The organism is Leptospira ilyithenensis (genome assembly GCF_004771005.1).
Lineage (GTDB): Bacteria > Spirochaetota > Leptospiria > Leptospirales > Leptospiraceae > Leptospira_A > Leptospira_A ilyithenensis.
Map to the genome: position 1 here is coordinate 592,883 of NZ_RQHV01000061.1, position 21,706 is coordinate 614,588.

General features: G+C 41.3%; 20 protein-coding genes. 13 read left to right on the forward strand and 7 right to left on the reverse strand.

Annotated elements, in window-relative coordinates; all coding sequences use genetic code 11:
- Nucleotides 1-3 precede the first annotated feature (3 nt).
- The gene (locus EHS11_RS16125; RefSeq protein ID WP_135765382.1) at nucleotides 4-447 is read right to left on the reverse strand and encodes an Hsp20/alpha crystallin family protein; all 444 of its coding nucleotides are present in this window, start codon (nucleotides 445-447) and stop codon (nucleotides 4-6) included.
- Between the two features lie 151 nt (nucleotides 448-598).
- On the opposite strand from EHS11_RS16125, the gene EHS11_RS16130 reads away from it, so the two are divergent.
- Complete coding sequence (locus EHS11_RS16130) at nucleotides 599-1,060, forward strand: RidA family protein (RefSeq protein WP_135765383.1); 462 nt, start codon at nucleotides 599-601, stop codon at nucleotides 1,058-1,060.
- 1 nt (nucleotide 1,061) lies between these two features.
- Nucleotides 1,062-1,592: a hypothetical protein gene (locus EHS11_RS16135; RefSeq protein ID WP_135765384.1), complete on the forward strand. Its 531-nt coding sequence runs from the start codon at nucleotides 1,062-1,064 to the stop codon at nucleotides 1,590-1,592.
- Between the two features lie 41 nt (nucleotides 1,593-1,633).
- On the opposite strand, the gene clpA is transcribed toward EHS11_RS16135, so the two are convergent.
- From clpA to EHS11_RS16160, 5 genes are read right to left on the reverse strand one after another with little or no spacing between them, the layout of a single operon-like run.
- Complete coding sequence (clpA, locus tag EHS11_RS16140) at nucleotides 1,634-3,898, reverse strand: ATP-dependent Clp protease ATP-binding subunit ClpA (RefSeq protein WP_135765385.1); 2,265 nt, start codon at nucleotides 3,896-3,898, stop codon at nucleotides 1,634-1,636.
- The gene (gene clpS, locus EHS11_RS16145; protein WP_246047962.1) at nucleotides 3,898-4,233 is read right to left on the reverse strand and encodes an ATP-dependent Clp protease adapter ClpS; all 336 of its coding nucleotides are present in this window, start codon (nucleotides 4,231-4,233) and stop codon (nucleotides 3,898-3,900) included. Before clpS ends, clpA begins: the two co-directional genes overlap by 1 nt.
- Nucleotides 4,223-5,410: a GNAT family N-acetyltransferase gene (locus EHS11_RS16150; protein WP_135765387.1), complete on the reverse strand. Its 1,188-nt coding sequence runs from the start codon at nucleotides 5,408-5,410 to the stop codon at nucleotides 4,223-4,225. Before EHS11_RS16150 ends, clpS begins: the two co-directional genes overlap by 11 nt.
- Before the next feature lie 15 nt (nucleotides 5,411-5,425).
- Nucleotides 5,426-8,575 carry a SpoIIE family protein phosphatase gene (locus tag EHS11_RS16155; RefSeq protein ID WP_135765388.1) on the reverse strand — a complete coding sequence of 1,050 codons (3,150 nt, stop codon included), beginning with the start codon at nucleotides 8,573-8,575 and terminating at the stop codon, nucleotides 5,426-5,428.
- Between the two features lie 24 nt (nucleotides 8,576-8,599).
- Nucleotides 8,600-9,268: a DedA family protein gene (locus tag EHS11_RS16160; protein ID WP_246047964.1), complete on the reverse strand. Its 669-nt coding sequence runs from the start codon at nucleotides 9,266-9,268 to the stop codon at nucleotides 8,600-8,602.
- A 34-nt stretch (nucleotides 9,269-9,302) separates the two neighbouring features.
- Here EHS11_RS16160 and EHS11_RS16165 point away from each other — a divergent pair, with 34 nt between their 5' ends.
- Genes EHS11_RS16165 through EHS11_RS16185 form a run of 5 tightly spaced genes read left to right on the forward strand, consistent with a single transcriptional unit; the run spans nucleotide 9,303 to nucleotide 13,860 of the window.
- Nucleotides 9,303-9,773: a hypothetical protein gene (locus tag EHS11_RS16165; RefSeq protein ID WP_135765389.1), complete on the forward strand. Its 471-nt coding sequence runs from the start codon at nucleotides 9,303-9,305 to the stop codon at nucleotides 9,771-9,773.
- 4 nt (nucleotides 9,774-9,777) lie between these two features.
- Nucleotides 9,778-10,899, forward strand: a complete 1,122-nt coding sequence (locus EHS11_RS16170) for an AI-2E family transporter (RefSeq protein WP_135765390.1) — start codon at nucleotides 9,778-9,780, stop codon at nucleotides 10,897-10,899.
- Nucleotides 10,892-12,175, forward strand: coding sequence for an exodeoxyribonuclease VII large subunit (gene xseA, locus EHS11_RS16175; RefSeq protein WP_135765391.1), 1,284 nt, complete (start codon nucleotides 10,892-10,894; stop codon nucleotides 12,173-12,175). The genes EHS11_RS16170 and xseA overlap by 8 nt, the downstream gene beginning before the upstream one ends.
- Nucleotides 12,176-12,177: 2 nt before the next feature.
- Nucleotides 12,178-12,450, forward strand: coding sequence for an exodeoxyribonuclease VII small subunit (locus EHS11_RS16180; protein ID WP_135765392.1), 273 nt, complete (start codon nucleotides 12,178-12,180; stop codon nucleotides 12,448-12,450).
- 6 nt (nucleotides 12,451-12,456) lie between these two features.
- Complete coding sequence (locus EHS11_RS16185; protein WP_135765393.1) at nucleotides 12,457-13,860, forward strand: high affinity choline transporter 1; 1,404 nt, start codon at nucleotides 12,457-12,459, stop codon at nucleotides 13,858-13,860.
- Here the strand turns inward: EHS11_RS16185 and EHS11_RS16190 are convergent.
- Nucleotides 13,826-14,878, reverse strand: coding sequence for a D-alanine--D-alanine ligase (locus EHS11_RS16190; RefSeq protein WP_135765394.1), 1,053 nt, complete (start codon nucleotides 14,876-14,878; stop codon nucleotides 13,826-13,828). The two genes, EHS11_RS16185 and EHS11_RS16190, sit on opposite strands and share 35 nt — an antisense overlap.
- A gap of 45 nt (nucleotides 14,879-14,923) precedes the next feature.
- Here EHS11_RS16190 and EHS11_RS16195 point away from each other — a divergent pair, with 45 nt between their 5' ends.
- From EHS11_RS16195 to ptsP, 6 genes are all read left to right on the forward strand, one after another.
- Nucleotides 14,924-16,336: a hypothetical protein gene (locus EHS11_RS16195; protein ID WP_135765395.1), complete on the forward strand. Its 1,413-nt coding sequence runs from the start codon at nucleotides 14,924-14,926 to the stop codon at nucleotides 16,334-16,336.
- The gene (locus EHS11_RS16200; RefSeq protein ID WP_135765396.1) at nucleotides 16,333-17,109 is read left to right on the forward strand and encodes an MlaE family ABC transporter permease; all 777 of its coding nucleotides are present in this window, start codon (nucleotides 16,333-16,335) and stop codon (nucleotides 17,107-17,109) included. The genes EHS11_RS16195 and EHS11_RS16200 overlap by 4 nt, the downstream gene beginning before the upstream one ends.
- A gap of 8 nt (nucleotides 17,110-17,117) precedes the next feature.
- Nucleotides 17,118-17,906 carry an ABC transporter ATP-binding protein gene (locus EHS11_RS16205; RefSeq protein WP_135765397.1) on the forward strand — a complete coding sequence of 263 codons (789 nt, stop codon included), beginning with the start codon at nucleotides 17,118-17,120 and terminating at the stop codon, nucleotides 17,904-17,906.
- A 34-nt stretch (nucleotides 17,907-17,940) separates the two neighbouring features.
- The gene (mce, locus tag EHS11_RS16210; protein WP_135765398.1) at nucleotides 17,941-18,714 is read left to right on the forward strand and encodes a mammalian cell entry protein Mce; all 774 of its coding nucleotides are present in this window, start codon (nucleotides 17,941-17,943) and stop codon (nucleotides 18,712-18,714) included.
- A gap of 251 nt (nucleotides 18,715-18,965) precedes the next feature.
- Complete coding sequence (lpxC, locus tag EHS11_RS16215; RefSeq protein ID WP_135765399.1) at nucleotides 18,966-19,871, forward strand: UDP-3-O-acyl-N-acetylglucosamine deacetylase; 906 nt, start codon at nucleotides 18,966-18,968, stop codon at nucleotides 19,869-19,871.
- Nucleotides 19,872-19,932: 61 nt separating this feature from the next.
- Nucleotides 19,933-21,663: a phosphoenolpyruvate--protein phosphotransferase gene (gene ptsP, locus EHS11_RS16220; RefSeq protein ID WP_135765400.1), complete on the forward strand. Its 1,731-nt coding sequence runs from the start codon at nucleotides 19,933-19,935 to the stop codon at nucleotides 21,661-21,663.
- The last annotated feature ends 43 nt before the right edge of the window (nucleotides 21,664-21,706 follow it).

Sequence of the window (21,706 nt, forward strand, 5' to 3'; positions counted from 1 at the left end):
TCCTTATTCGGCTACGATGGATATCTTTTTAGGTTTATCTTCTTCTCTGCGAGGAAGGTGAATGTTCAAAACCCCATTTGCGTATTTGGCAGAAACCGCTTCCTGGTTCACTCGGAAAGGAAGTTCAACGGTTCTCACAAATTCTCCTGAAAAAATTTCACGTCTGAGAACTTCTGTTCCTTCTGCGAGCACCTCTTCTTTCTTTTTGCCTTGTATGGTCAAAAGATTGTCTTTTACGGAGATTTCAATTTGTTCAGGAGTGAGCCCTGGAACAAGAACTGCTACAAGAGCTTCCTCTTCCTTCGTATATACGTTTACGGGAGGAAAGCTGCGTGAGTTTTCAAATTGGGAGTCCAAAATGGATTTGGTGATCTCTTCATTCAATCTGTCAAAATCTCTCCAAAACGGGTTGGAACGGGTGGGATTGTCTAGAATTCGAAAAAACATCTGAATCTCTCCTTTAGCACTCTATTGAATTTAGTGCCAATTCAATTAGCACTCTATACATTAGTCTGCCAAAAGTCAATTTCGTTCTGAATTTTTCTGCCAATTTTTTTTTTTTTGCCAGTGGACCCAGACCCCAAAAAACTACCAGGAGATGGATATCGAAGCCAACTTAAAGTCCTTGGGACTCGTTTTACCTCCCCCTCCGAAAGCGGTAGCGCTCTATCTCCCTTCCATTCGAACCGGAAATCTGATTTTTACCTCTGGCCAATTGCCTACGGAATCGGGCGTATTGACTGTCAAAGGCAAGTTAGGTGGAACAGTGTCGATTGAAACTGCAAAATCACAAGCCCGTATAGCATGTCTAAATGCTATTTCCACTCTGCTTCTGCAAATTCCTTCCTTGAACCAAGTGGAAAGAATTTTAAAATTGGGAGTTTATGTTGCCTCTTTGCCCGATTTTACAGAACAACATTTGGTGGCAAACGGAGCATCCGAGTTACTCAGTGAAATTTTCAAGGAAAAAGGACCTCATGCGCGTTTTGCGATCGGAGTTTCTTCTCTTCCTTTGGATGCTTGCGTAGAACTTGAACTCACCGTAGAAGTAAAAGGTTAAGATGCGGATTCTATTTGCAAATCTGGCCCAGTTTTTACGTTTTTCCGTCAATTCCATCGGAATCGTACTCCTCGGTTGGATTCATATCGCGCATTCCGGATCTCTTTTCCTGTTTCAGTTTTGGAAGAGAAAGATTTTGTTGGATCAAATCTTTTTCATTCTGCTTTTTTTGCAGTTGGTTTTCAGCGCCTTACCTTGGTTCAGTTATGAAATTCAGTTTTTTGATTCTCCCGAGACTGTAAATATAGGACCAAAATGGAATTTTTTATTTATATTGGTCTCTTTGCTTAATTTTTTCTTCCTTGGTTTTTGGAAAAGTTCTTGGGTGAGGATTTGGTTTTTTGCAACACAATTGACTTTGGCAATCATACTGATATGGGGATATTTGGAACCAACCAGATATTATTTTGATTTTATCAACGAGAAAGAAGTCAATTTCAAAATCACCTTCTATCTCTTTTCCGTTGTCTCTGCATTTTCCTTTCTATTTGGATTTTTAACCTTTCAAAGGGAAGACAGTCTTTATGATTAAAGAACCGTAAAAACGATTCTTTAATCATTTGTTTTTACTTTTTAATTCTCCGCTTTTTCCAGATCAATCTTCGGTTTCCCATTTGCATCTTTTACAATCACCACTTTCCATTTTTCATGGGAATCGGAAGCAAATAAGATCTTCTTAGAAAGAGGTTTGCCGATCTCCGCATCAATGATCCTTTGGATCGGCCTCGCCCCCATCTCCTTATTATAACCTGTTTCTGCGAGGAATGTACGGGCCTCTTCGGATAGTTCGATCATTACATTTTTTCGTTTCGCTTTATCTTTCAATTCCAGGAACATCCGATCCACAATTCTTTCCACGATCGGAACGGTCAAAGGATGGAATTCAATTACAGATGTTAGCCTATTTCTGAATTCGGGCGAAAAAGTCTGTTCAATCGCTTTCATACTTCTATCGTCATAACTTGACTGCTCAAATCCAAGTAGAGGCTTGGAACTTTCCCGGGCACCGGTATTTGTGGTAAGGATCAGAATCACTTGTCTAAAATCCGCTTTTTTGCCAGTGCTGTCCGTAAGGGTCGCATGATCCATTACCTGAAGCAGAATATTATAAATATCTTCGTGGGCTTTTTCTATTTCATCCAACAAAAGCACGCAATGAGGAGTCTTTGCAATTGCGTCTGTTAGCTGACCACCTTGGTCGTATCCCACATAACCGGGAGGAGAACCGATGAGTCTCGAAGCAGAATGTTTTTCCATATACTCCGACATATCAAAACGAAGGAATGCGACCCCCATTTTTTCTGCGAGGGTTTTCGCCACTTCCGTTTTGCCCACACCGGTTGGTCCTACAAATAGGAAGCTTCCGATCGGCCTTCCTTCTCCCGCAAGGCCGGAACGGGAATAATGAATCGAATCTACAACTTGTTCTATTGCATGATCTTGTCCGAAAACAACCGTCTCCATCTCAGCCGCTAAGGATTCGAGTTTCTTTTTGTCATCGGTCTTGACAGTTTTTGGAGGGATTTTTGCAATTTTTGAAACCAATGCTTCTATTTCTGGAAGATTGACCTGGCGTTTTGCATTTTCCCTTTTTTCGTCGCGTAACTTAACAAAGGCGCCCGCCTCATCCATAAGGTCGATCGCTTTGTCTGGCAATTGCCTGTCTCGTATATAAAGATTGGATAATTCCACAGCTGACTGGATGGATTTAGGGCTGTATTTGACCCCGTGAAATTCTTCGTACTTCGGTTTTAATCCGTTGAGAATCTTAACCGCATCTTCCACACTCGGTTCCGCCACTTCGATTTTTTGAAATCTGCGGGAGAGCGCATGGTCTTTTTCAAATATGGATTTGTATTCTTTGTAGGTTGTAGTTCCGATACATTTCAATTCCCCGTTGGCGAGCGCCGGTTTCATCAGGTTGGATGCGTCCAAACTCCCGCCTGATACGGCACCTGCTCCTACAATGGTATGGATCTCATCTACAAAGATGACCTTATTCGGATCTGCCACAACTTCATTCAAAATATTTTTGAGTCTTTCCTCAAACTCGCCCCGAAACTTGGTGCCTGCCATAACAAGCCCCATGTCCAAAGAATAGATAATAAAATTTTTAAGACTCTCGGGCACTTTTCTTTGTACGATTCTTTGAGCAAGTCCCTCTACGATGGAAGTTTTACCTACACCGGCTTCGCCTACAAAGATCGGATTGTTTTTACGCCTGCGGGCAAGAATATGAATGGTCCTGTCGATTTCTTCTTCCCGTCCGATGCAAGGATCCAATTTTCCCTGTTTGGCTTTTTCGGTAAGATTGACGCAGAATTTGTCCAGCGCGGATTTGTTTTCTTCATCGGCTAAAACTTCCTCTTCTTCCCAAGGCAAAGCTTCTTCCGTATTTTTACTTTTTTTGGTTCCATGAGATACAAAACGAACCACATCCAAACGGGAAATGTTTTGTTTCGCTAAAAGATAACAAGCTTGCGAATCTTCTTCCCGGAATAGTGCAACTAGCACATTGCTTCCATCCACTTCGGTTTTGCCGTTGTTTTGAACATGAAAAGCGGCAAACTGAATGACGAATTGGACTCCTACCGTATAACGCGGTTGTACCGACAAAGAGGGAACCGAAATGGTTGCAAGGTCTTCTACAAAGTAAGTCTCCAGTTCTTTACGTAACAAATCAATGTCACATCCCACGCTGAGAAGCACTTCCTTTGCTTTTTCATTAAAGGTGAGTCCGTACAAAAGATGTTCCAATGTAATGAATTCATGATTGTATTTTGCCGCTTCCTTCCTTGCGGCCTCGAGAGAATTTTCCATGTCTTTAGATAGATTCATCACCCCTCCTCTTCTTCCTTAGCAAGCTGGCATTGTAATGGATGTCCTGCTTCATCAGCCAATTTATGTACTTCTTCCAGTTTGGTACGAGCAATATCCAAAGGATATACCCCGCAAACAGCAGTCCCCGTTGTATGTGCGGTCCACATGATATGACGAGATTCTTCCATTGTTTTTCGAAAAACATTTGCCAAAACCCATATTACAAATTCCTGAGGAGTGAAATCATCGTTGATGAGAATCACCTTATAGCGGCTCGGTTTCTTTAATTTTATCTTTTGCTTTTCCTGCAAAAGTACATCGTCCTGTGATTGATTGGATCTTTTAATTGTCATTGCCATCTCCGTTTCGTAAGGATTTGATGGGAGAATGATGGTTGTATTCTTTGATATTGGCTTCTTCCATAAGAATTTCTTTTTCCAGATAATGATAAATCGCCTGTCTGCCTGACTCATTGTATATATAGTGCATACTGTACATGGGAACCGCTTCATATCCCCTGAGAAATTTATGTTCTCCTTGCGCACCTGCTTCCACACGTTTCATTTTATTCCGAATTGCAAATTCAATCAACTGATAATAACAACATTCGAAATGCAGATTGGGAACATGGGAAGTCGCCCCCCAGTATCTGCCGAAAAGATAATCACCCCGGTAAAAATTAAAACTTCCTCCGATGGGTTTTCCGGATTCATCACTGGCAAGCACCAAATGAATTCTATGTTTCATCACATCAAATATAGTTCTGAAAAATTGGTGGTTAAGGTAAGCTTGTCCCCATTTCCGGGAATGAGTGTCCTGGTAAAAGGAATAGAAAATATCCGCGTGTTCTTTCCCTATCGCATCTCCCACTAGAGTCTCAATTCGAATGGGAAGTGCCGCGATTTTTTTGCGTTCTTGTTTGATTGTTTTGCGTCTGTCTTTGACAAGCGTGCCAAGATAATCTTCAAAACTCTGAAAGTCTTTATTGAACCAATGGTATTGGTGAGTGACTCTAGGAACAAAACCGGATAGTTTGCCGCTCTTCAATTCTTCTTCTTTGCAAAATAAAACATGAACGGAGGAAACACATTCCTCTTCTCCTTTGGAAACAAGTGCATCCAAAAGCGATTTTTGAATCTCCGTTACTTTTCCTTCTTCTGAAATATCAGGAGAAATCAAAATCCGAGACCCTGTAACAGGTGTAAATGGAACAGCGGAAGAGTATTTGGGATAATAAGGAATCCCGGCCCGATGGAATGCATCCGCCCATTGGAAATCAAAGATGTACTCTCCGTAAGAATCTTTTCTTTTATAAAAAGGAAGAACACCTCGCAGAACACCTGCTTCCCGGTAAGAGAGAATTCGAATGTCCCAATCACCCGATCTACCGATGCAACCGGAAGATTCCAGAGTAGATAAAAACTCCCATTCTTGAAACATGGAATCTTCCGGAACGAGACGGTTCCATTCTTCCTTTGTGAAGGAAAGGAAACTCGTTTCGCAAACGATATTGGTGAAAGTCTTTGTCACTCTGAAAGTTTAGACTTACGCGACTGGCTCATTCTTACTTTGTTTTTTACGAATATGATCCAAAAGTCTTGCTAGACTAGGATTTTCGGGATCCAAAACCACTGCCGCCGTCAAAATGATCTCGGCACGGACGTAATTTTTCTCAGCCAGATAAGTCTGCCCCAAGTTGATCAGATTTTTTACATGTTGCGGATCGCGAAGTCGAACCCTTTCTCCAAAATCCACCGCTGTTTTCAGATCGGCCACTTTTCTTGCACAAAAAGCAGTCACATACATAATTTCCGTATCCATTGGTTTTAGCTCGCTATAATCGCGTGCAAGCGACTTTGCCTTACCATAATCTTTCAATTTCAGATAAAGTTGAATGAATTTCTTTTTGATCTCTGGAATGTTCGCTTCCAAAGAGTTTGCCTCTTCCAGATAAGCAACAGCTTCCTGCAAATCTTGCGAATCTGAAGCTTGTTTCGCTTTTCCGAGCAGGCTTTGGATTTCTTTCAGTTTTTCTTTTTCAATCCTTGCCTTTTCTCTTTCCTCTACAAAGGAAACGCGTAACAAAGATAAGTCGTCCGTAAGACTTCCTATTTTTTGCAACTCGTCATAGATTTTCTCCAGATCACCTTGCCCTCGTTCCACGACTTTCAGGAAAAGTCTTTCATCTTCGTTGATGACTCTTTTCCCTTCGGCGGTATGGGAAATCAAGAGATCATCCCTACCATCGGAACCTGCAATCACAACATCTCCCGGTTCCAGTTGAAAAGTACGGATATAAATATCACCTGCAACTCCGCTGGTTCCCAGCTTACGGAACATCAGCTCGTTTTCCATAAAGCTGGCAATTCCGTCCCGATAGAGAACGATCCAAGGGTGTTCCGCATTGATAAAATAAAGCAAACCACTCTCGTTGTCGATGAGTCCCAAAACAAGAGAAACAAGCATGGAACCGTCAAATCCTTCAAAAACCTTATGAAGTTCGATGAATGTATTTTTGATCCAACGTTCGGGATAAGTTCTGCGCGCTTCATTGGAAAGTTGGGTTCTAGTGATGATGGATTCAAACACGGAACCGAGTACAAGCGCACCGCCCGCTCCTTGCATGGATTTTCCCATAGCATCCGCGTTTAAAAAAACAGTATAGGATTTGCCATTGAGAAATATCTGGTTGGCAATATTCAAATCCCCTCCGATTTCTTTGGAATGTTGTCGGAAAGTGAATTTTTTCTTTTGCTCCAAAAGAAAGTCAACTTGTACATTATCATGGTCGGCATGATTGGCGGAAAACGGTTGGAGGAGCAAAGAGGTTAGGAAATAATCACCGTCTTGCTGGTGTTTGAGAGCCTGGACTTCTTTTAAAGTGTTTTCCAATTCCTTTGTTCTTTCCTGAACTTTGGATTCCAACTGTTCCGCGTATTGTTGCAATTTTTTACGGGCCGCCTGGATGGAACGCACCATTCGATTGAAGGAACGCGCCATAAATCCGATATCATCTTCCACATTGATCACAAGTCTGTGTTCCAGGTTGCCGGAATTAACTTCCGTTAAACCTTCGATGATCTGCTCGATCGGTCGGATCAATGCACGCAAAAAGAACAGTCTGAATCCGAGTATTACAATCGCTGCAATTGCCACCACTCCGTACATCCAAGGGAGAGACGATTGGTGTTGAAAATCCCGATAATCCAAATAGGGAAAACCGATTTCATACACCTTGTTTTCCTTTTTATCTACGATAAAGTAGCTGATGAAAAAATGAAAGTCGGGAGCATTCTCCGCAAAGAGAATCTTTCCTCTGTAGTTTCTTTCTCCGGTATAGGTCATGGGAGAGAGTAGAATATTTACTTTATTCCAAATCGTTTCTTCAGGTAAAGAAGAGTCGATGATCGAAACGGCAGTGGAATGAAAACTGCTCATCGGTCCGGATTGTAAGGAAAAAAGGGCTTTTCCTTTGGTTTTTACTTCATTCGGTGAGATTTCTTTCCATTTGTTTCTGGTATATAAAATCTTTCTTTTTAGCGAATTCAGATAGGTAACAAGTCCCGAGGAAGTGTTAACTCCTCCCGTATCCACCGCAGACTTGATTTCGGACACATAACCTTTGCTATCTGCAGGCATCTTGGCAAGAATGGGATCCAACCGGTCTCTCAAAGACTCTCCGTCGGAAATGGAAATGATTTCCTCATACAACCAGGAATTCCAAAACTCAGGCACATATTCCTTCGGGGAAAGAGTAGTGTTTTCGGGATCTTTCAAAGACTTGCCTTCTCTGGAATTCAAATCGTATGTAAAAAAGAAAGAAACTTTTTTTCTACTGTCCTCATCTATGACGGCACTTCTTGCCTGTTGAAAATAGATCCGATCAAAGCTAACTTCGGTTTGCTGAATGGAAACGTAAGCTACCAACTGAATGACCAAAAGAAACGTGGCAAGTGAAATTCCTATGATCCTGGATAGTATAGTCGTTTTGTCTTTCGTATTGTTGATATAAACGACGATTGCGATAAACAAACCCACTACCAGAAGTAAGTCGGTAATGGTCTGAAACAAACCTCTCTCGATCGCACCGTCTCTGGATTGAGCGTTCAAGATGCCCGGAACGATCGTAATGAGTAAAAATGAAAACAGAATGATCGCAAGCACAAACCTCAATTCCTTTGTGGTCTTGATGATTTGAACGATGCCGACGATTGCAAAAATAGCAAAATATACCAACACGGCAAGAGAATACAGTTTGTAAAATTTTGCCAAAGGGAAATCCCAATAGTGACCGGAGAAAAAATAAGTTCTACCGGCACCTAAGCTTATATAGGCGAAAGATACTGTAAAAACCGCCACCACCGCCATCATGGAAATAAAGAGATATTTTCTGAATCTCGGGTAAGTATCTTCGGGGTATGACAAAAAGAAACTCGCGAGATAAGCCGCTCCGATCAAGGCAGAAGGAATCACAAGCCAGCGCATATAGGCAGCTGCCGGCCCGAGAAAGGAAAAATTAATCATGTAGGCCAGGTGAAAAAAACCCAGCGATAAGGTTCCCATTCCCAAGAGATAAGTAGCTCGGGACTTTTCTTTTACGGTTAGAAATAATTGGGCATTATAGAAGGTGAAAATCACTCCGACGAGTGATCCAAAAGAATAAAAATCGAACGAAATCGGTCCCCAGTTTGCCATGTTGACAGAAATATTTACATGATTTCATTCTCTGTCAACTTTGTTCTTTTTTTTGTGATAATAATGATAAACTCCAAAGCCAGTCAGGATCATGACGAGTAAGACAGTAATGAATTTGTTATAGATATTTAATATAACAATGATTTGGTTCCAGTTTTGCCCTAGTTCGTAACCCCCTCCCAATAAAATCCCGCACCATAAAAAAATCGCAATCGTATATAGGAAAATGAATCGAACAAAGTTCATTTTGATGATTCCCGCCACTATGGAGACGAAAAAACGGACTCCTGCCGAAAAACGGGAAAGAATGATGATGGCGATGGAATTTTTGGAGAACCATCCGAATGTCCTCTTAAGAGAATCCTCTTCATAGAGATTTCTCAAAACCTTAATGTCCGTTTCTTTGAGGAATTGAAGAACCCTACCGCCGAATCGAAACATGACGTAGGCACCCAACCAATTTCCCGCCAGGGTTGCCGTGATCACCCCCCAAAGCGGCAAAGGAGGAGGATTTTGTGCTGATAAAAAACCGGAAAAAATAACGAAGCTATCCCCCGGCCAGGGAGGAAAAATATTTTCCAGAAAATTGGAAAAAGCGAAAAATCCCCACAACGCAATACCGGGAAGACCCATCACCCATTCCAAAATGGACTGCAAATGCAAGGAAGACTCCACTGGTCTTGGAGGTAACACAAAGAAACCCGAATTGCAAGGAAGATTTTAAAAAATGATGGAACGGAAACCTCACTCTCATTTTGATTTCCCTATGCCCTTTTTCCTTATCATCATCAGCTTGTTTCTCATTCAATGCAGTCAATCTTCCTTTTCGAAAGAGTCCTATTCTTTTGAAAGAGTGAATGTTTCGCATCTGCCGGATCGGATTCCTCCCGCGATCCCCAGATCTTTTTTGCCCGAGTCCGTTCATTTTTTGGATTCGGTGGAACTACGCTCCGGATTTTCAAATGCAAGAGAATCCTATCTGATTTTGGAAACTCAACTTTCCAAAGAAGAAATTCAGAATACAATAGAAAAGAGAAGTGCACTGGGAGATTGGAAACTTTTGCAAAAAGACGAAGAACCCAAAAAAACCATCTATCTTTTTGAAGGTTTTATTAAAAAATCACTATCTGTTTTCATTATTGAAGAAGAAAACAGACGTTTGGTGAAGTACTTTTTTAAAAAAGAATCCTCCTATTAATATCATGGCAAACTGGACAGAAAACAAAAACGAAATCATCGTCTATGCCATCTTAAGTGCGATTTTTCTCGGTACTTGTTTCACTTTATTCTTCGTTTTCAAACCGTATCTCTGGGCGGGATTTCTTTCCGTTCTTTTTTATCTTACAACCCGCAAACTTCACCTCCGACTGAGAAGTTTACTCGGAGTCAGGTTTCATTCCATTTCTCCGTATGTAATGGTGATAGGAATGTTAGCAGGTGTTTTCATTCCGTCCTATCTGATCCTTTCCACGATCATCCGGGAGTCTCTCAACCTTGTTAGTTATGTTAGAAACCAATTATCGGAAGAGTCTATCGTCGCTTTATTGTTAAACTCTCCCTATCTCACAGATTTTTTTACTGAAAATGAATTTTTCTGGATCAAACTCCCCAATATCTATCGGGAGTATGTCGGTCAACATATGGATGTCCTAAACCTGGATTCCATTTACAGTCTATTGAAAAATTCCTCTTCTTTTCTATTGGGATCGATCGAACTCCCGGGAACCATCATCTTCAACGCATTTTTTACTTTTATACTTCTTTTCTTTTTGTACAAAGAAGGACATAGAATGGAACATGCCATCTTTTTGCATCTTCCCTTTCCTCAGGAGATAGAAGAAAGACTGGGAAGAAGGATTGAAGATGCCATTCGAACCGTAATGCTCGGAAATTTATTCATATCCTTGTTACAGGGAATACTGATTTACATTTTGTTATTGTTCACCCCGGTTTCGAACAAGTTTTTGCTTTCGAGCATAGCCACTATCTTTTCACTGATCCCGGTCATCGGAACATCGGTTATTTGGCTGCCGGTAGGTATTTATCTGGGACTTGTACAAAACGAGTGGACGACAGGAGTCTTATTTATGATCGGAGGTGCTACTGCCTATCTGATTTTGGAAAACCTGGTCAAGCCGAAGATGCTCGACAAAAGACTGAACACACATCCGTTTTTGATTTTTTTATCACTCATCGGAGGATTACAGGAATTTGGTGTTGCGGGAATCATTATCGGCCCAATGGCATTAACGCTTGTTACAATACTCTGGGATTTTTGGAAAATCTTCAGAGAAACAAGGTTTCAAAATACAAAGAATGCCTGAACCAGTTCCTTCTCTTTCCGTCAGCGACGTCAACCGGCTGATCAAAACCACCTTACAAGATACAGATGGCTTGAAAAACATCTGGGTGAAAGGAGAGATTTCCAATTTTTCGCAAACTGCCTCTTCCGGGCACATGTATTTTTCCTTAAAAGATCAGGCAAGTGTCATCAAATGCGCCTTCTTTTCCTTTCAGGCAAAAAACTATAAAGGAAGACCTCTTAAAAACGGAATGGAGGTCAATTTATTCGGTTCCATATCCGTTTATGAACCGGGAGGATATTATAGTATTTCCGTTCAAAAGATAGAAGAGCTAGGTCAAGGGGACATTCTATTACAGATAGAAAGATTAAAAGCATCCCTTCTCGAAAAAGGAATCTTCGACCCGACCCGTAAAAAACCGTTACCAAAATACCCGAAACGTTTAGGGATAGTAACCTCACCTAAGGGAGCTGCCGTTGAAGATATCATTCGAATTGCCACGGATTTAAATCCTTCCATCCAAATTTTAGTTTCCCCTTGCCTTGTTCAAGGAGACGAAGCTGCCGCCTCCATTTCCGGAGCCATCCGCGCGCTGAACGATCCCAAATGGGAAGTAGATGTGATCATCGCCGGACGGGGAGGAGGATCTTTCGAAGATCTAATGGCATTTAACACGGAAGAGGTGGTAATGGCATATTATCATTCAAAAATTCCGATTATCTCTGCTGTGGGACACGAAATCGACAGAGTTCTTACCGATCTCAGTGCGGATGCAAGTGCCCCCACTCCTACAGCTGCGGCAAAACTCGCCATCCCTAATGTTTCGGAAGTTTTGGTAAAGATGGAAGAAGTGGAAGACCGCCTGCGATTCGCATTAAAAAATAGAACGAATATCGGGCGTGAAAAACTGATAGGAATCAGCAGCAGAACCTTTTTTCAAAACCCGTACGTAATCCTTGAAACCAGATCCATTGCTGTGGATGAAATTATGAATCGTTTGTCCCTACTTGGCAAAAATTTTCTGATGCAAAAGAAAACAGATTTTGCCAAAACTGAAATTTTAAAGATCAGAATGGAACAATATACAAAACAAAAAAGAAAAGAGTTGGAGCTGACTCAGTCCAGAGTGGAAAATTTTTCTCCTTTGGGAACTTTGAAGCGGGGATATTCCGTTTTGCGAAATCATAAAAAAGAAGTGATCTCATCAATAGATCAGATCCAAACAAAGGAAAAACTTGAGATCATTCTTTCCCAAGGCAGATTGAATATTGAAGTGATTGATAAAATTAAGGAATAAATATGTCCGATAAAAAACAAATTACATTTGAAGACGCATTACGCGAGTTAGAGGATATTGCGGATAAATTGGAAAAAGGCCAACTCTCTCTGGAAGAATCCATAAAAGCCTACGAAAGGGGAATGGATTTGAAAAAAGTCTGCACCGATAGACTCACCGAAGCGGAGGCGAAAATCGAATTTTTGGCAAAAGGCCAAACAGGTGAAATTGTAAAGACTACCGTGAAAAAGAAAAAAGAAGATACGACATCCAAAAACGAAGACGATTTATTTTAGAAACATTTGAACTGGCAGGCATTCTTTATAGTATGTTATCTTTTAATAACAATAGCAATCGGATTCATTGCACGAGGAAGAGTCAAAAACGCAAAAGATTTTATTTTAGCAGGTAGAAGCCTTCCCCTTCCCATCTCCACCGCAGCACTTTTTGCCACCTGGTTCGGAAGTGAAACCATACTCGGTTCCTCCGTAGAATTTGCCAAAGGAGGTTTTTTATACGTCATACAAGATCCGTTTGGCGGTGCACTCTGTTTATTTTTATTGGGTCTTGTATTTGCAAAGTATCTCTACAGAATGCAAATACTTACCTTCGGCGATTTTTATCGTGAAAAATACGGAAGATCGATGGAGTTCATCGGTGGAATTTGTTTGATTCTTTCTTATTTCGGCTGGGTCGCCGCACAATTTGTGGCACTAGGGATTATGATGCAGATGATCTTCGGGATTCCCCAGATCCTAGGAATCACAATCGGAGCCTTTCTTGTGGTATTTTATACTTATATGGGTGGGATGTGGTCCGTATCTTTGACGGATTTTTTTCAATCCATCTCCATCATCATAGGACTCGTTTTTGTTTTGTATGAGATGAATCAAATCCATCCGATCCGATTAGCCCTTAACGAAACTCCGGACGGATTTTTAAATTTTTTTCCAAAACCTAACTACCATTCCTGGGTAGTCTACTTTTCCGCCTGGATGGTGGTAGGATTAGGAAGTTTGCCCCAGCAGGATATTTTCCAAAGGGTGATGTCTGCCAAATCCGAAAAGGTAGCGGTCTGGGCATCTTTTCTTTCTTCTTTTATCTATCTCAGTTTTGCAATGATTCCTTTGTTCTTAGGATTACAAGCGGCAAGATTACTCACTGGATTTGATTTGGAAGGAGAAAATTCGCAATTACTCATCCCTATGCTTGTATCCAAATTCGCTTCTCCTTTCGCTCAGATTTTATTTTTTTCAGCGCTCATATCGGCGATTCTTTCCACTGCATCAGGCGCCATACTTGCTCCGGCTTCCATACTATCTGAGAATATTCTAAAATACAGTTTGAAAAATAAAAATGATAAAAATATTCTATGGCTTTCCAGAATCTCTGTGATCATCATTTCTGTTATTTCTTTCATACTGGCAGTCGGCAAACCGTCCATCTACGAGCTTGTGGAAGATTCGGGGGGTATATCGCTTGTTACATTATTTATTCCTATGATATTCGGACTTTTTACAAAGACAACTTCGCAAAAAGCGGCACTACTTTCCTTATTCGCAGGGTTAGGCGCATGGATACTTTTAGAATGGTTCCATGATGAAATGACCAGTCACTTCTATGGAACCATTGTTAGTTTGGTTGCTATTTTACTGGGAAGGTTGATCTTTCCTAAGAAGACAGAGCCAAATCCACAAGCCAGTTAAATACTTCTTTCATGTCGATTCCAAGTGCCTTCGCTTGTTGCGGAATCAGACTCGTACCCGTCATTCCAGGAAGAGTATTTGTTTCCAAAACATAAGGGATTCCGTTTCGAATGATAAAATCGGTTCTGGAATATCCCTTGCAACCTAATGTTTTGTGGCAGATCAAAGTATACGATTTCAACTTATCCATTGTTTCCATCGGGATTTCCGCCGGAGTGATTTCCTCACTGGCACCTTTCGTGTATTTGGCGGTGAAGTCGAAAAACTCGGTTTTGGGACGAATCTCCGTAGCCACCAAAGGAAAACTTTCCCAATCCTCATTTGCCTTTTTTTCCAGAACGCCGATGGAAACTTCCGTTCCGGTAATCAACTCCTGGATAAAAACACGATCCTCCGAAACAAAGATCTTTTCTATAAGTAAAATCGCTTCTTCCGGTGTTTTGGCAGGTCCGGCATTCACACTTGATCCACCTAATGTAGGTTTAATGAAAACGGGAAAAGAAATAGGCATTTGCAATACGAATCTTTTTGCATCTATGTCTTTTTTGGAAACTTCTAAAAAAGGAGCTACAGGTATGCCTGCTTTTTCAAATAACTGGTTGGAACGAAATTTATCCATAGCGAGAGCGGATGCCAATACCCCCGAACCAGTGTAAGGAATTCCCATAACATCCAAAAATCCCTGGATACGTCCGTCTTCTCCCGAACCGCCGTGCAATCCGATAAATACGACTTCAACCCCTGTTGATTTTAACAAATGTTTGTCGCTATTTGCATAAAGCTCGTTTTTTTCCTGAAACCCAACTGCGAAATCGGAAGGAGAAATATTTTCGGGGTTCGGATAATACCCTTCAAAATCTTTTGGAATTTTCCAAACTCCACCTTGATCTATGAAGATAGGATTAACTTCGAACTTGGTCCTGTCCAAAGTTTTGAAAATAAAATAAGAAGATCGAATCGAAATCTCATGTTCCGAGGAAGTTCCGCCAAAAATCAAACCCAGTTTAATCCGTTTCATGAAATCACTTGATTCCTTTTTCCTAATAGATATATTAGGAAATAAGTGGGATCAGCCATAAAAAAACAATTCCTTATTCTGATTTGTTTGGCTTTCTTTGTTTCCCCTCTTTTGGCAAAATTACCTAACAGTTTCACGGAAGATATCCCTTCCGATTATCATCAATTTTGGTTTTTATATGAAAGGGAAAAGAGGGCAAACCAGGATTTATTCGCCATCCGTCCCTTCTATATGAGTTTTCAGGACAAAACGACCGCATTCCGTTTTAGAAGTTATCTCTCGCCCGTTTATTACAAAGAAGAAACAAATCATTGGTATACTTGGTCCAGTTTGTTTTTTTTCAGTGGAACGGGAATCAAACATGAAGAAGGCGACGAAGAAGACGATTTTTTTCTGACTCCTCTATTTATGTGGGGAAAGGGAGAGACAGCCCGGGAAAACTATTTCAGCTTATTTCCCATTTACGGCAAAATCAGAAACAAACTATCATACCAAGAGTTAAACTATTTTCTATTTCCCATTTATACCGAATGGAAATACAAAACATTCGAGGCCAAGGCGGTACTATGGCCGTTGACTATGTATGGAAAATCGGAAACAAGGAGCGAACTCAGAATCTTTCCCCTGTTTTCCAGAAAAGTACATGACGGAAAATACAAAAGGTATTCCGTTCTTTGGCCTTTTTTCCAATGGGGAGAAGAAAAATTGGACAAAAAAGAACCAACTAACTATAGTTTATTTTTTCCGTTTTATCTGAGCAAAGATTCTAAGGACGGAAATATGAAAAGTAGGGCATTCCTCTGGTTTCCGGTTCTCAATTCACTCTTTTCCTATGGATATGATAAAAAAACGGGACATTCCAATTACTCAGCATTTTTTATTTTTTTTCAATACCATAGCTCCGAAAAAAAAGATCTCACCAAATTTGTAATTTTTCCATTGTACGGTTATTCCTATTTTGCAAACAAAGAAGCCGAATTCATCACTCCTTTTTACATTTCCCTTTCCCAAAACACAAATCATTTGAAATCAAAATCCTATTTTCTATTGCCTTTCTTTTCTCACAGCAAACAAGAGTTTGTTGGCACAGGAAGAGAAGATACATATTGGAAATTCTGGCCCTTCGTTCGTTATCATAACGATTCGGAAGGCAATCTGGTTTGGAATACTCTTTCTATCATTCCCGTCCGGTTTGAGGTAATGGAAGAAGTATGGGAACCTATATTTTCCGTGATTGAATACAGAAAACTCAAAAACGGGGAAAAAAGACTTCATCTTGTAACAAGACTTTATTCCCAACGTTGGTCCGAAAAAGAAACGAATATCCATATCCCCCTGCTCGTAGAATTTCAAAAAAACGAAACAGGGTTCCGTTATCAGTTTCTTTACGGTCTTGTAGGAATCGATACCAGGGAAGAAAAAAACAAATTCCAATTTTTATGGTGGCTCGAAGTATGAAGCAATTTTTTGAAAAAAAGATCCAACCATTGTTATATGCAATTGGATTTACGGTATTACTACTATTTCGTTCTTTCGGTCAGAGCCATCAGGCTTTTTTCAAACGAAAGGAAATACTCGAACAGATGTTTATCGCAGGCGTCGGTTCTTTGTTTGTAGTTTCCATTGTTTCCATTTTTACAGGAATGATTATGGGATTGAACACAGGACTCGGGCTTCGGGACTTCGGAGCGGAAGGCCAGATTGGTCTCCTTCTCACAATCACTTTGACTCGGGAGATGTCCCCTTTCATGACTTCCCTAATTCTTGCCGCTTCGGTCGGATCGGCAATGGCTGCGGAAATCGGAACGATGAAAGTATCGGAAGAAATAGACGCTTTGGAAGTCATGTCCATAAATCCGGTCCGCTATTTGGTGATGCCTCGCATTTTCGGTTTTTCCATTATGGTTCCGATACTTTGCGTGTATTCCTCCACTCTTGGAATTTTGGGTGGAGCCATTGTAGGTCATTTTCAATTGGGGATTGATATGGTCAGTTATTTTCAGGATGTATTTTACAGAATCTCTTCCATCCCCGGACTGAAAGACCTGTATGTGGGACTACTGAAAGGATATGTATTCGGATTGATTATCTCCACCGTATCCTGCAGCCAAGGTTTACGCACGTCAGGCGGTGCCATCGGAGTCGGTCAAACCACAAGGCAAGCAGTAGTCACCTCCTTTCTTATGGTGATCTTTTTCGGTTATGTACTTACTGCCATCTTCTACAAATAGGAACTGATATGGATACTTTAGCAATAGAAATGCGGAACGTTCACAAAACTTTCGGATCCAGAAAAATCCTGAACGGAATGAATATAAAAGTTAAGAAGGGAGAAACAATGGTCATCCTCGGCCCTTCCGGAACGGGAAAATCCGTAAGCCTCAAACACCTAACAGGGCTTTTAGATCCTGACGAGGGAGAATGTTTTATCTTCGGAGAATCCATCTCTCACGCAGAGCCAGGAAAAAAGGAACATTTACGTTCCAGACTCGGGGTTTTATTCCAATCGGGAGCTCTTATCAATTGGCTTACAGTGTATGAGAACGTTGCCCTACCTTTACGGGAACATAAAATTGCGGAAGGAAAAGAACTGGATGATATAGTGATGGAAAAACTTCGTTGGTTGGATTTGGTTCCCGCCAAAGACACTTTGCCAGGTGATATTTCCGGAGGAATGAAAAAAAGAGTCGGTCTTGCGCGGGCACTCACTTCCAGGCCCGAGATAGTCATGTATGACGAACCCACATCCGGGCTCGATCCGGTCATGTCCAATGTAATCAATGATCTTGTGATTCGAATGCAAAAGGAATTGGGACTGACTAGCATTGTAGTAACCCATGATATGAGTTCCGCTTATCGGATTGCCGACCGGATCAGTTTTTTGTATGAAGGTCAGGTGTTATACTGCGGAACTCCCAAAGAAATCCAGGAATCTCCCCATCCTGTCATCCAACAATTCATCAATGGAAGAACGGAAGGCCCTATGATTCTGGATCACTCGGAATTAAAGCCGGTGAAATCAAATTGACGTATCCACAGTTTCCGGCCGATCATTAAAGAAAATGTCAACTTTTGGACGCAGTATCATTGTAGGAATCTTGTTTGTCTTTGCTTTCGTTACGATTGGTTATTTTACAATTGTTACGGAAGGAGGCCCTTTCCAAAAAGAAGGCTTTCGGCTTTCTGTTTATTTCCCCGATGCGGAAGGAATCAAAGTAGGTGGAAAAGTAACCATCCATGGGGTTCCTTTCGGGTATGTTTCCAAAATCCGTTTGGTGCAAATCGACGAAGAGGGAAATCTTTTGAAAGAAGGAGATGTGGGGATCGGCACAAAAGTAGAGCTGATCTTGCTTCTTAAAGCCCCGGTTCGGCTTTTTGAAAACTACCAAATTACAATCAAAAACGAAAGTCTATTGTCTGGGAGAGTGGTTTCTCTCGATCCTGGTTCCAAATTTGAAATCGATCCCAAAACAAAACAGTTTCAAATGGATGGACCTACTTATTCCCAAGTCACTGTCCAACCCAAAGGAAGTAGATTCATCCCTATCCAAGGAAAAGTAACGCAAGATCCTCTCGTTTCCCTGTCTGAACTCATTTCGGAAAACAGATCGGATATCCGCAAAACAGTCCAAAATATAGCAAGTATTACAGGCAAAATCAATCAAGGCCAAGGGACTCTGGGAAAACTCATCAATGAAAGCGATGTTCACAAGTCGGTGAATACCACACTCGGTGATGCTCAAGTAGTTTTGAAAGAAATTCGGGAAGGTCTGGAAGACACAAGGGAACAAGCACCTGTTACAAGCTTTATCCGATCAGCACTTTCCGCGTTTTAGCGTTGTGATTATGTCTGTTGCACCGATGAGACACTGTTGTAAAAATGAGACAGTTTCCAAAAGAGCATAGGGATTTCCCTAAAGTTTTTACTATTTTCAAGGGCCAATTGCCTTCCCTGGACTGCATCTGTAGCCCATTTCGGGGCAAATTTAAGATTTTTTCGAATTATTGACAATAAACTCCCCTTGGCACGAAGCTTGCACTAAGGTATGTGAAAAGATAGAGAGTTTTGGAAAAGAGAATAGAAAATATGAATACGATCCATAGAAAAACGATAAAAGAATCCCTTACACTGAAAGGGATCGGATTACATTCCGGAAAAACAGTCACTCTCCGCTTGCATCCAGCCCCTGCTAACACAGGTCTTGTCTTCTTTCTCTATAGAGGGATCAATAAAATTAGGATTCCCATTTCGCTTGATCATGTGGTAGATACAAGCAATGCTACTACCATTGGGGACGGCAGTTCCAATCGGATCCAAACCATAGAACACTTACTTGCAGCAGTACATACTTTAGGAATCACAGATTGTATTTTGGAAATTGATGCGGTAGAAGTTCCCATTATGGATGGATCTTCTCTTCCTTTCTGGGAAGGAATCCGCTCTTCCGGAATCAAAGAACTGGAAGAAACGATTGAACCGATTCGCATTTCTCATCCTATGTGGGTGGTAGACGGGGACAAATACCTTGTGATGCTTCCTTCCGACGAACTCAAAGTAACTTATAATATCGACTTCAACCACCCCCTCCTCAGAGGCCATTCCTACACAACCAAATTAGATGAAACCATTCTTGGTGAAGACATTTTACCTGCCCGCACATTCGGTTTCCTAAAAGACGTGGAAGCCCTCCAGGCGCGTGGTTTGGCTCTAGGCGGCTCCCTAGACAATGCTGTAGTTCTTACGGACGACGGGTATTTGAACGAAAGCCTTCGTTACGAAAATGAATGTGTTCGCCACAAAATCCTGGATTTAGTAGGAGATTTGGCAGTAATGGGAAGACCTTTCTATGGTCATCTGATCGCTTCCAAGGCTGGCCACGCTCTGGACATTTCCCTTGCCAAATGTATTATGAGCAAAGTGACAGGAGACGAACTCACCAGTTTCAAAAGCAAACGGGTTCCACTTTTCACCAAAAGCGAAATGGCTCAGTAATTAGTTTTTTTCTTTCCAACTGAGTCCTGATTGAGGATAGTTCTGCCAAGGCGACAAGACCATGGTAGAAGAAAAGGTTATATTCAAAGGAATTTCCGCCTATTCCGGTGTAGTTTACGGAAAAGTCTATAAATGGCGCCCTCCCCGCAAGAAAAAAGAGGAACGTACCGACCTCTCTCCCCAAGAAGTAAAACAAGAATTAGATCTTTTCAAACAAAGTTTGGAAAAAACGGAAGCGGAACTTACCTCCCTTATCTATAATCATTCCCATGATCCGGGCCAAAGAGAATTGGTGGAAATCCTGGAATCCCAAGTGGTATTTTTCAATGACCCTCTTTTTCGCGCCCGGGTGGTGGAAAGGATCACTCAAGGCAAGGAAAGTGCCAACCTTGCATTGGAAACAGCCGTTAGCTCCTTGTATGAAGAATTTCAAGCCATTCCGGATGAATTTTTCAGGGAAAGAGCGGATCATATTCTGGACATAGGCAAAAGACTTGCCGCCAATCTGGAAGCGGAAAAACCACCGGATGCAAATGCGAACCTACCGGATCATATCATACTCATCGCAAAAGAAATCACTCCATCGGAGATGATTACCATAGATAAAAGCAAGATCAAAGGAATTGCAACAGATTACGGCGGTAAGACGGGCCATATGGCGATCATTGCACGTAACTTCGGGATTCCGACGATCGTAGGTCTGAAAAACATCACCTCACATGTTGATGATGAAGATTATGTTTTGCTTGACGCTTCCAAAGGGATTCTCAATCGATTTCCCAGCTTATCCGAAATCAAACTGCACGGATTGCAAAGTCAATTCAATGCTTCCGTTCAGATAGAGGAAAAAAAGGAATTAAAAACCAAAGATGGAATCCGTTTTTCCATTAAAGTCAATGTTGACTCCGCTGAAGAAGTCCAGACTGCATTCAATAAGGGTGCCGCAGGGATCGGGCTTGTCAGAACTGAAATTTTATTTATCAATTATACTGACCACAAACCTACGGAAGAGGAACAATTTTCAGCATACAAACAAATATTAGTTTCCATGGACAATAGGCCTGTTACTTTCCGGGTTTGGGACATCGGTGCCGACAAAATGGAGAATGGCTATGAAGAAGCGAATCCTTTCCTGGGAAGCAGGGGAATCCGTTACCTACTCCGTCATCCTCATTTTTTCAAAGAACAGATCCGTGCACTGCTTCGTGCCAGTGAATACGGAACCATGCATGTTATGCTCCCTATGATTACTACTCTCACGGAAGTATTGGAAGCAAAATTGCTCTGGCAGGAATGCATTCGTGAACTGAAAGAGGAAGGAATCGATATTACTAAACAAATCCCTCTGGGGATCATGGTGGAAACTCCTGCCTGCGCATTGAATCTTCCTTTTATCGGAAAGTATGTGGATTTTTACAGTGTCGGAACCAATGATCTTTTGCAATACCTGCTCGCAGTGGAAAGAAACAACCACGTAGTGAACGATTTGTACAATCCATGGCATGTTGTGTTTCTGCTTCTTTTAAAAAACATTGTTGATGTGGCAAAGTCCCAACGAAAACCCATTTCCATCTGCGGAGAGATCGCGAGTGATCCGATGTTTACCGCCGTTCTTATGGGACTCGGGTTTAGAGATCTATCCTGTGCCGTTCCATTGATGCAAAAAGTAAGAGCGAAAATTGCGGAGACTTCCACGTGGAAATCAAAATTACTCGCAGAACAGGTATTAGAACTTTCAGGAGAGGAAAGATACCAGGAGATAGAAGAACTAGTCAATAAAACTTCAGGGTAAAGATCGAAACCAATGACAAAAAAGTTTCCTTATAAAAGCAAAA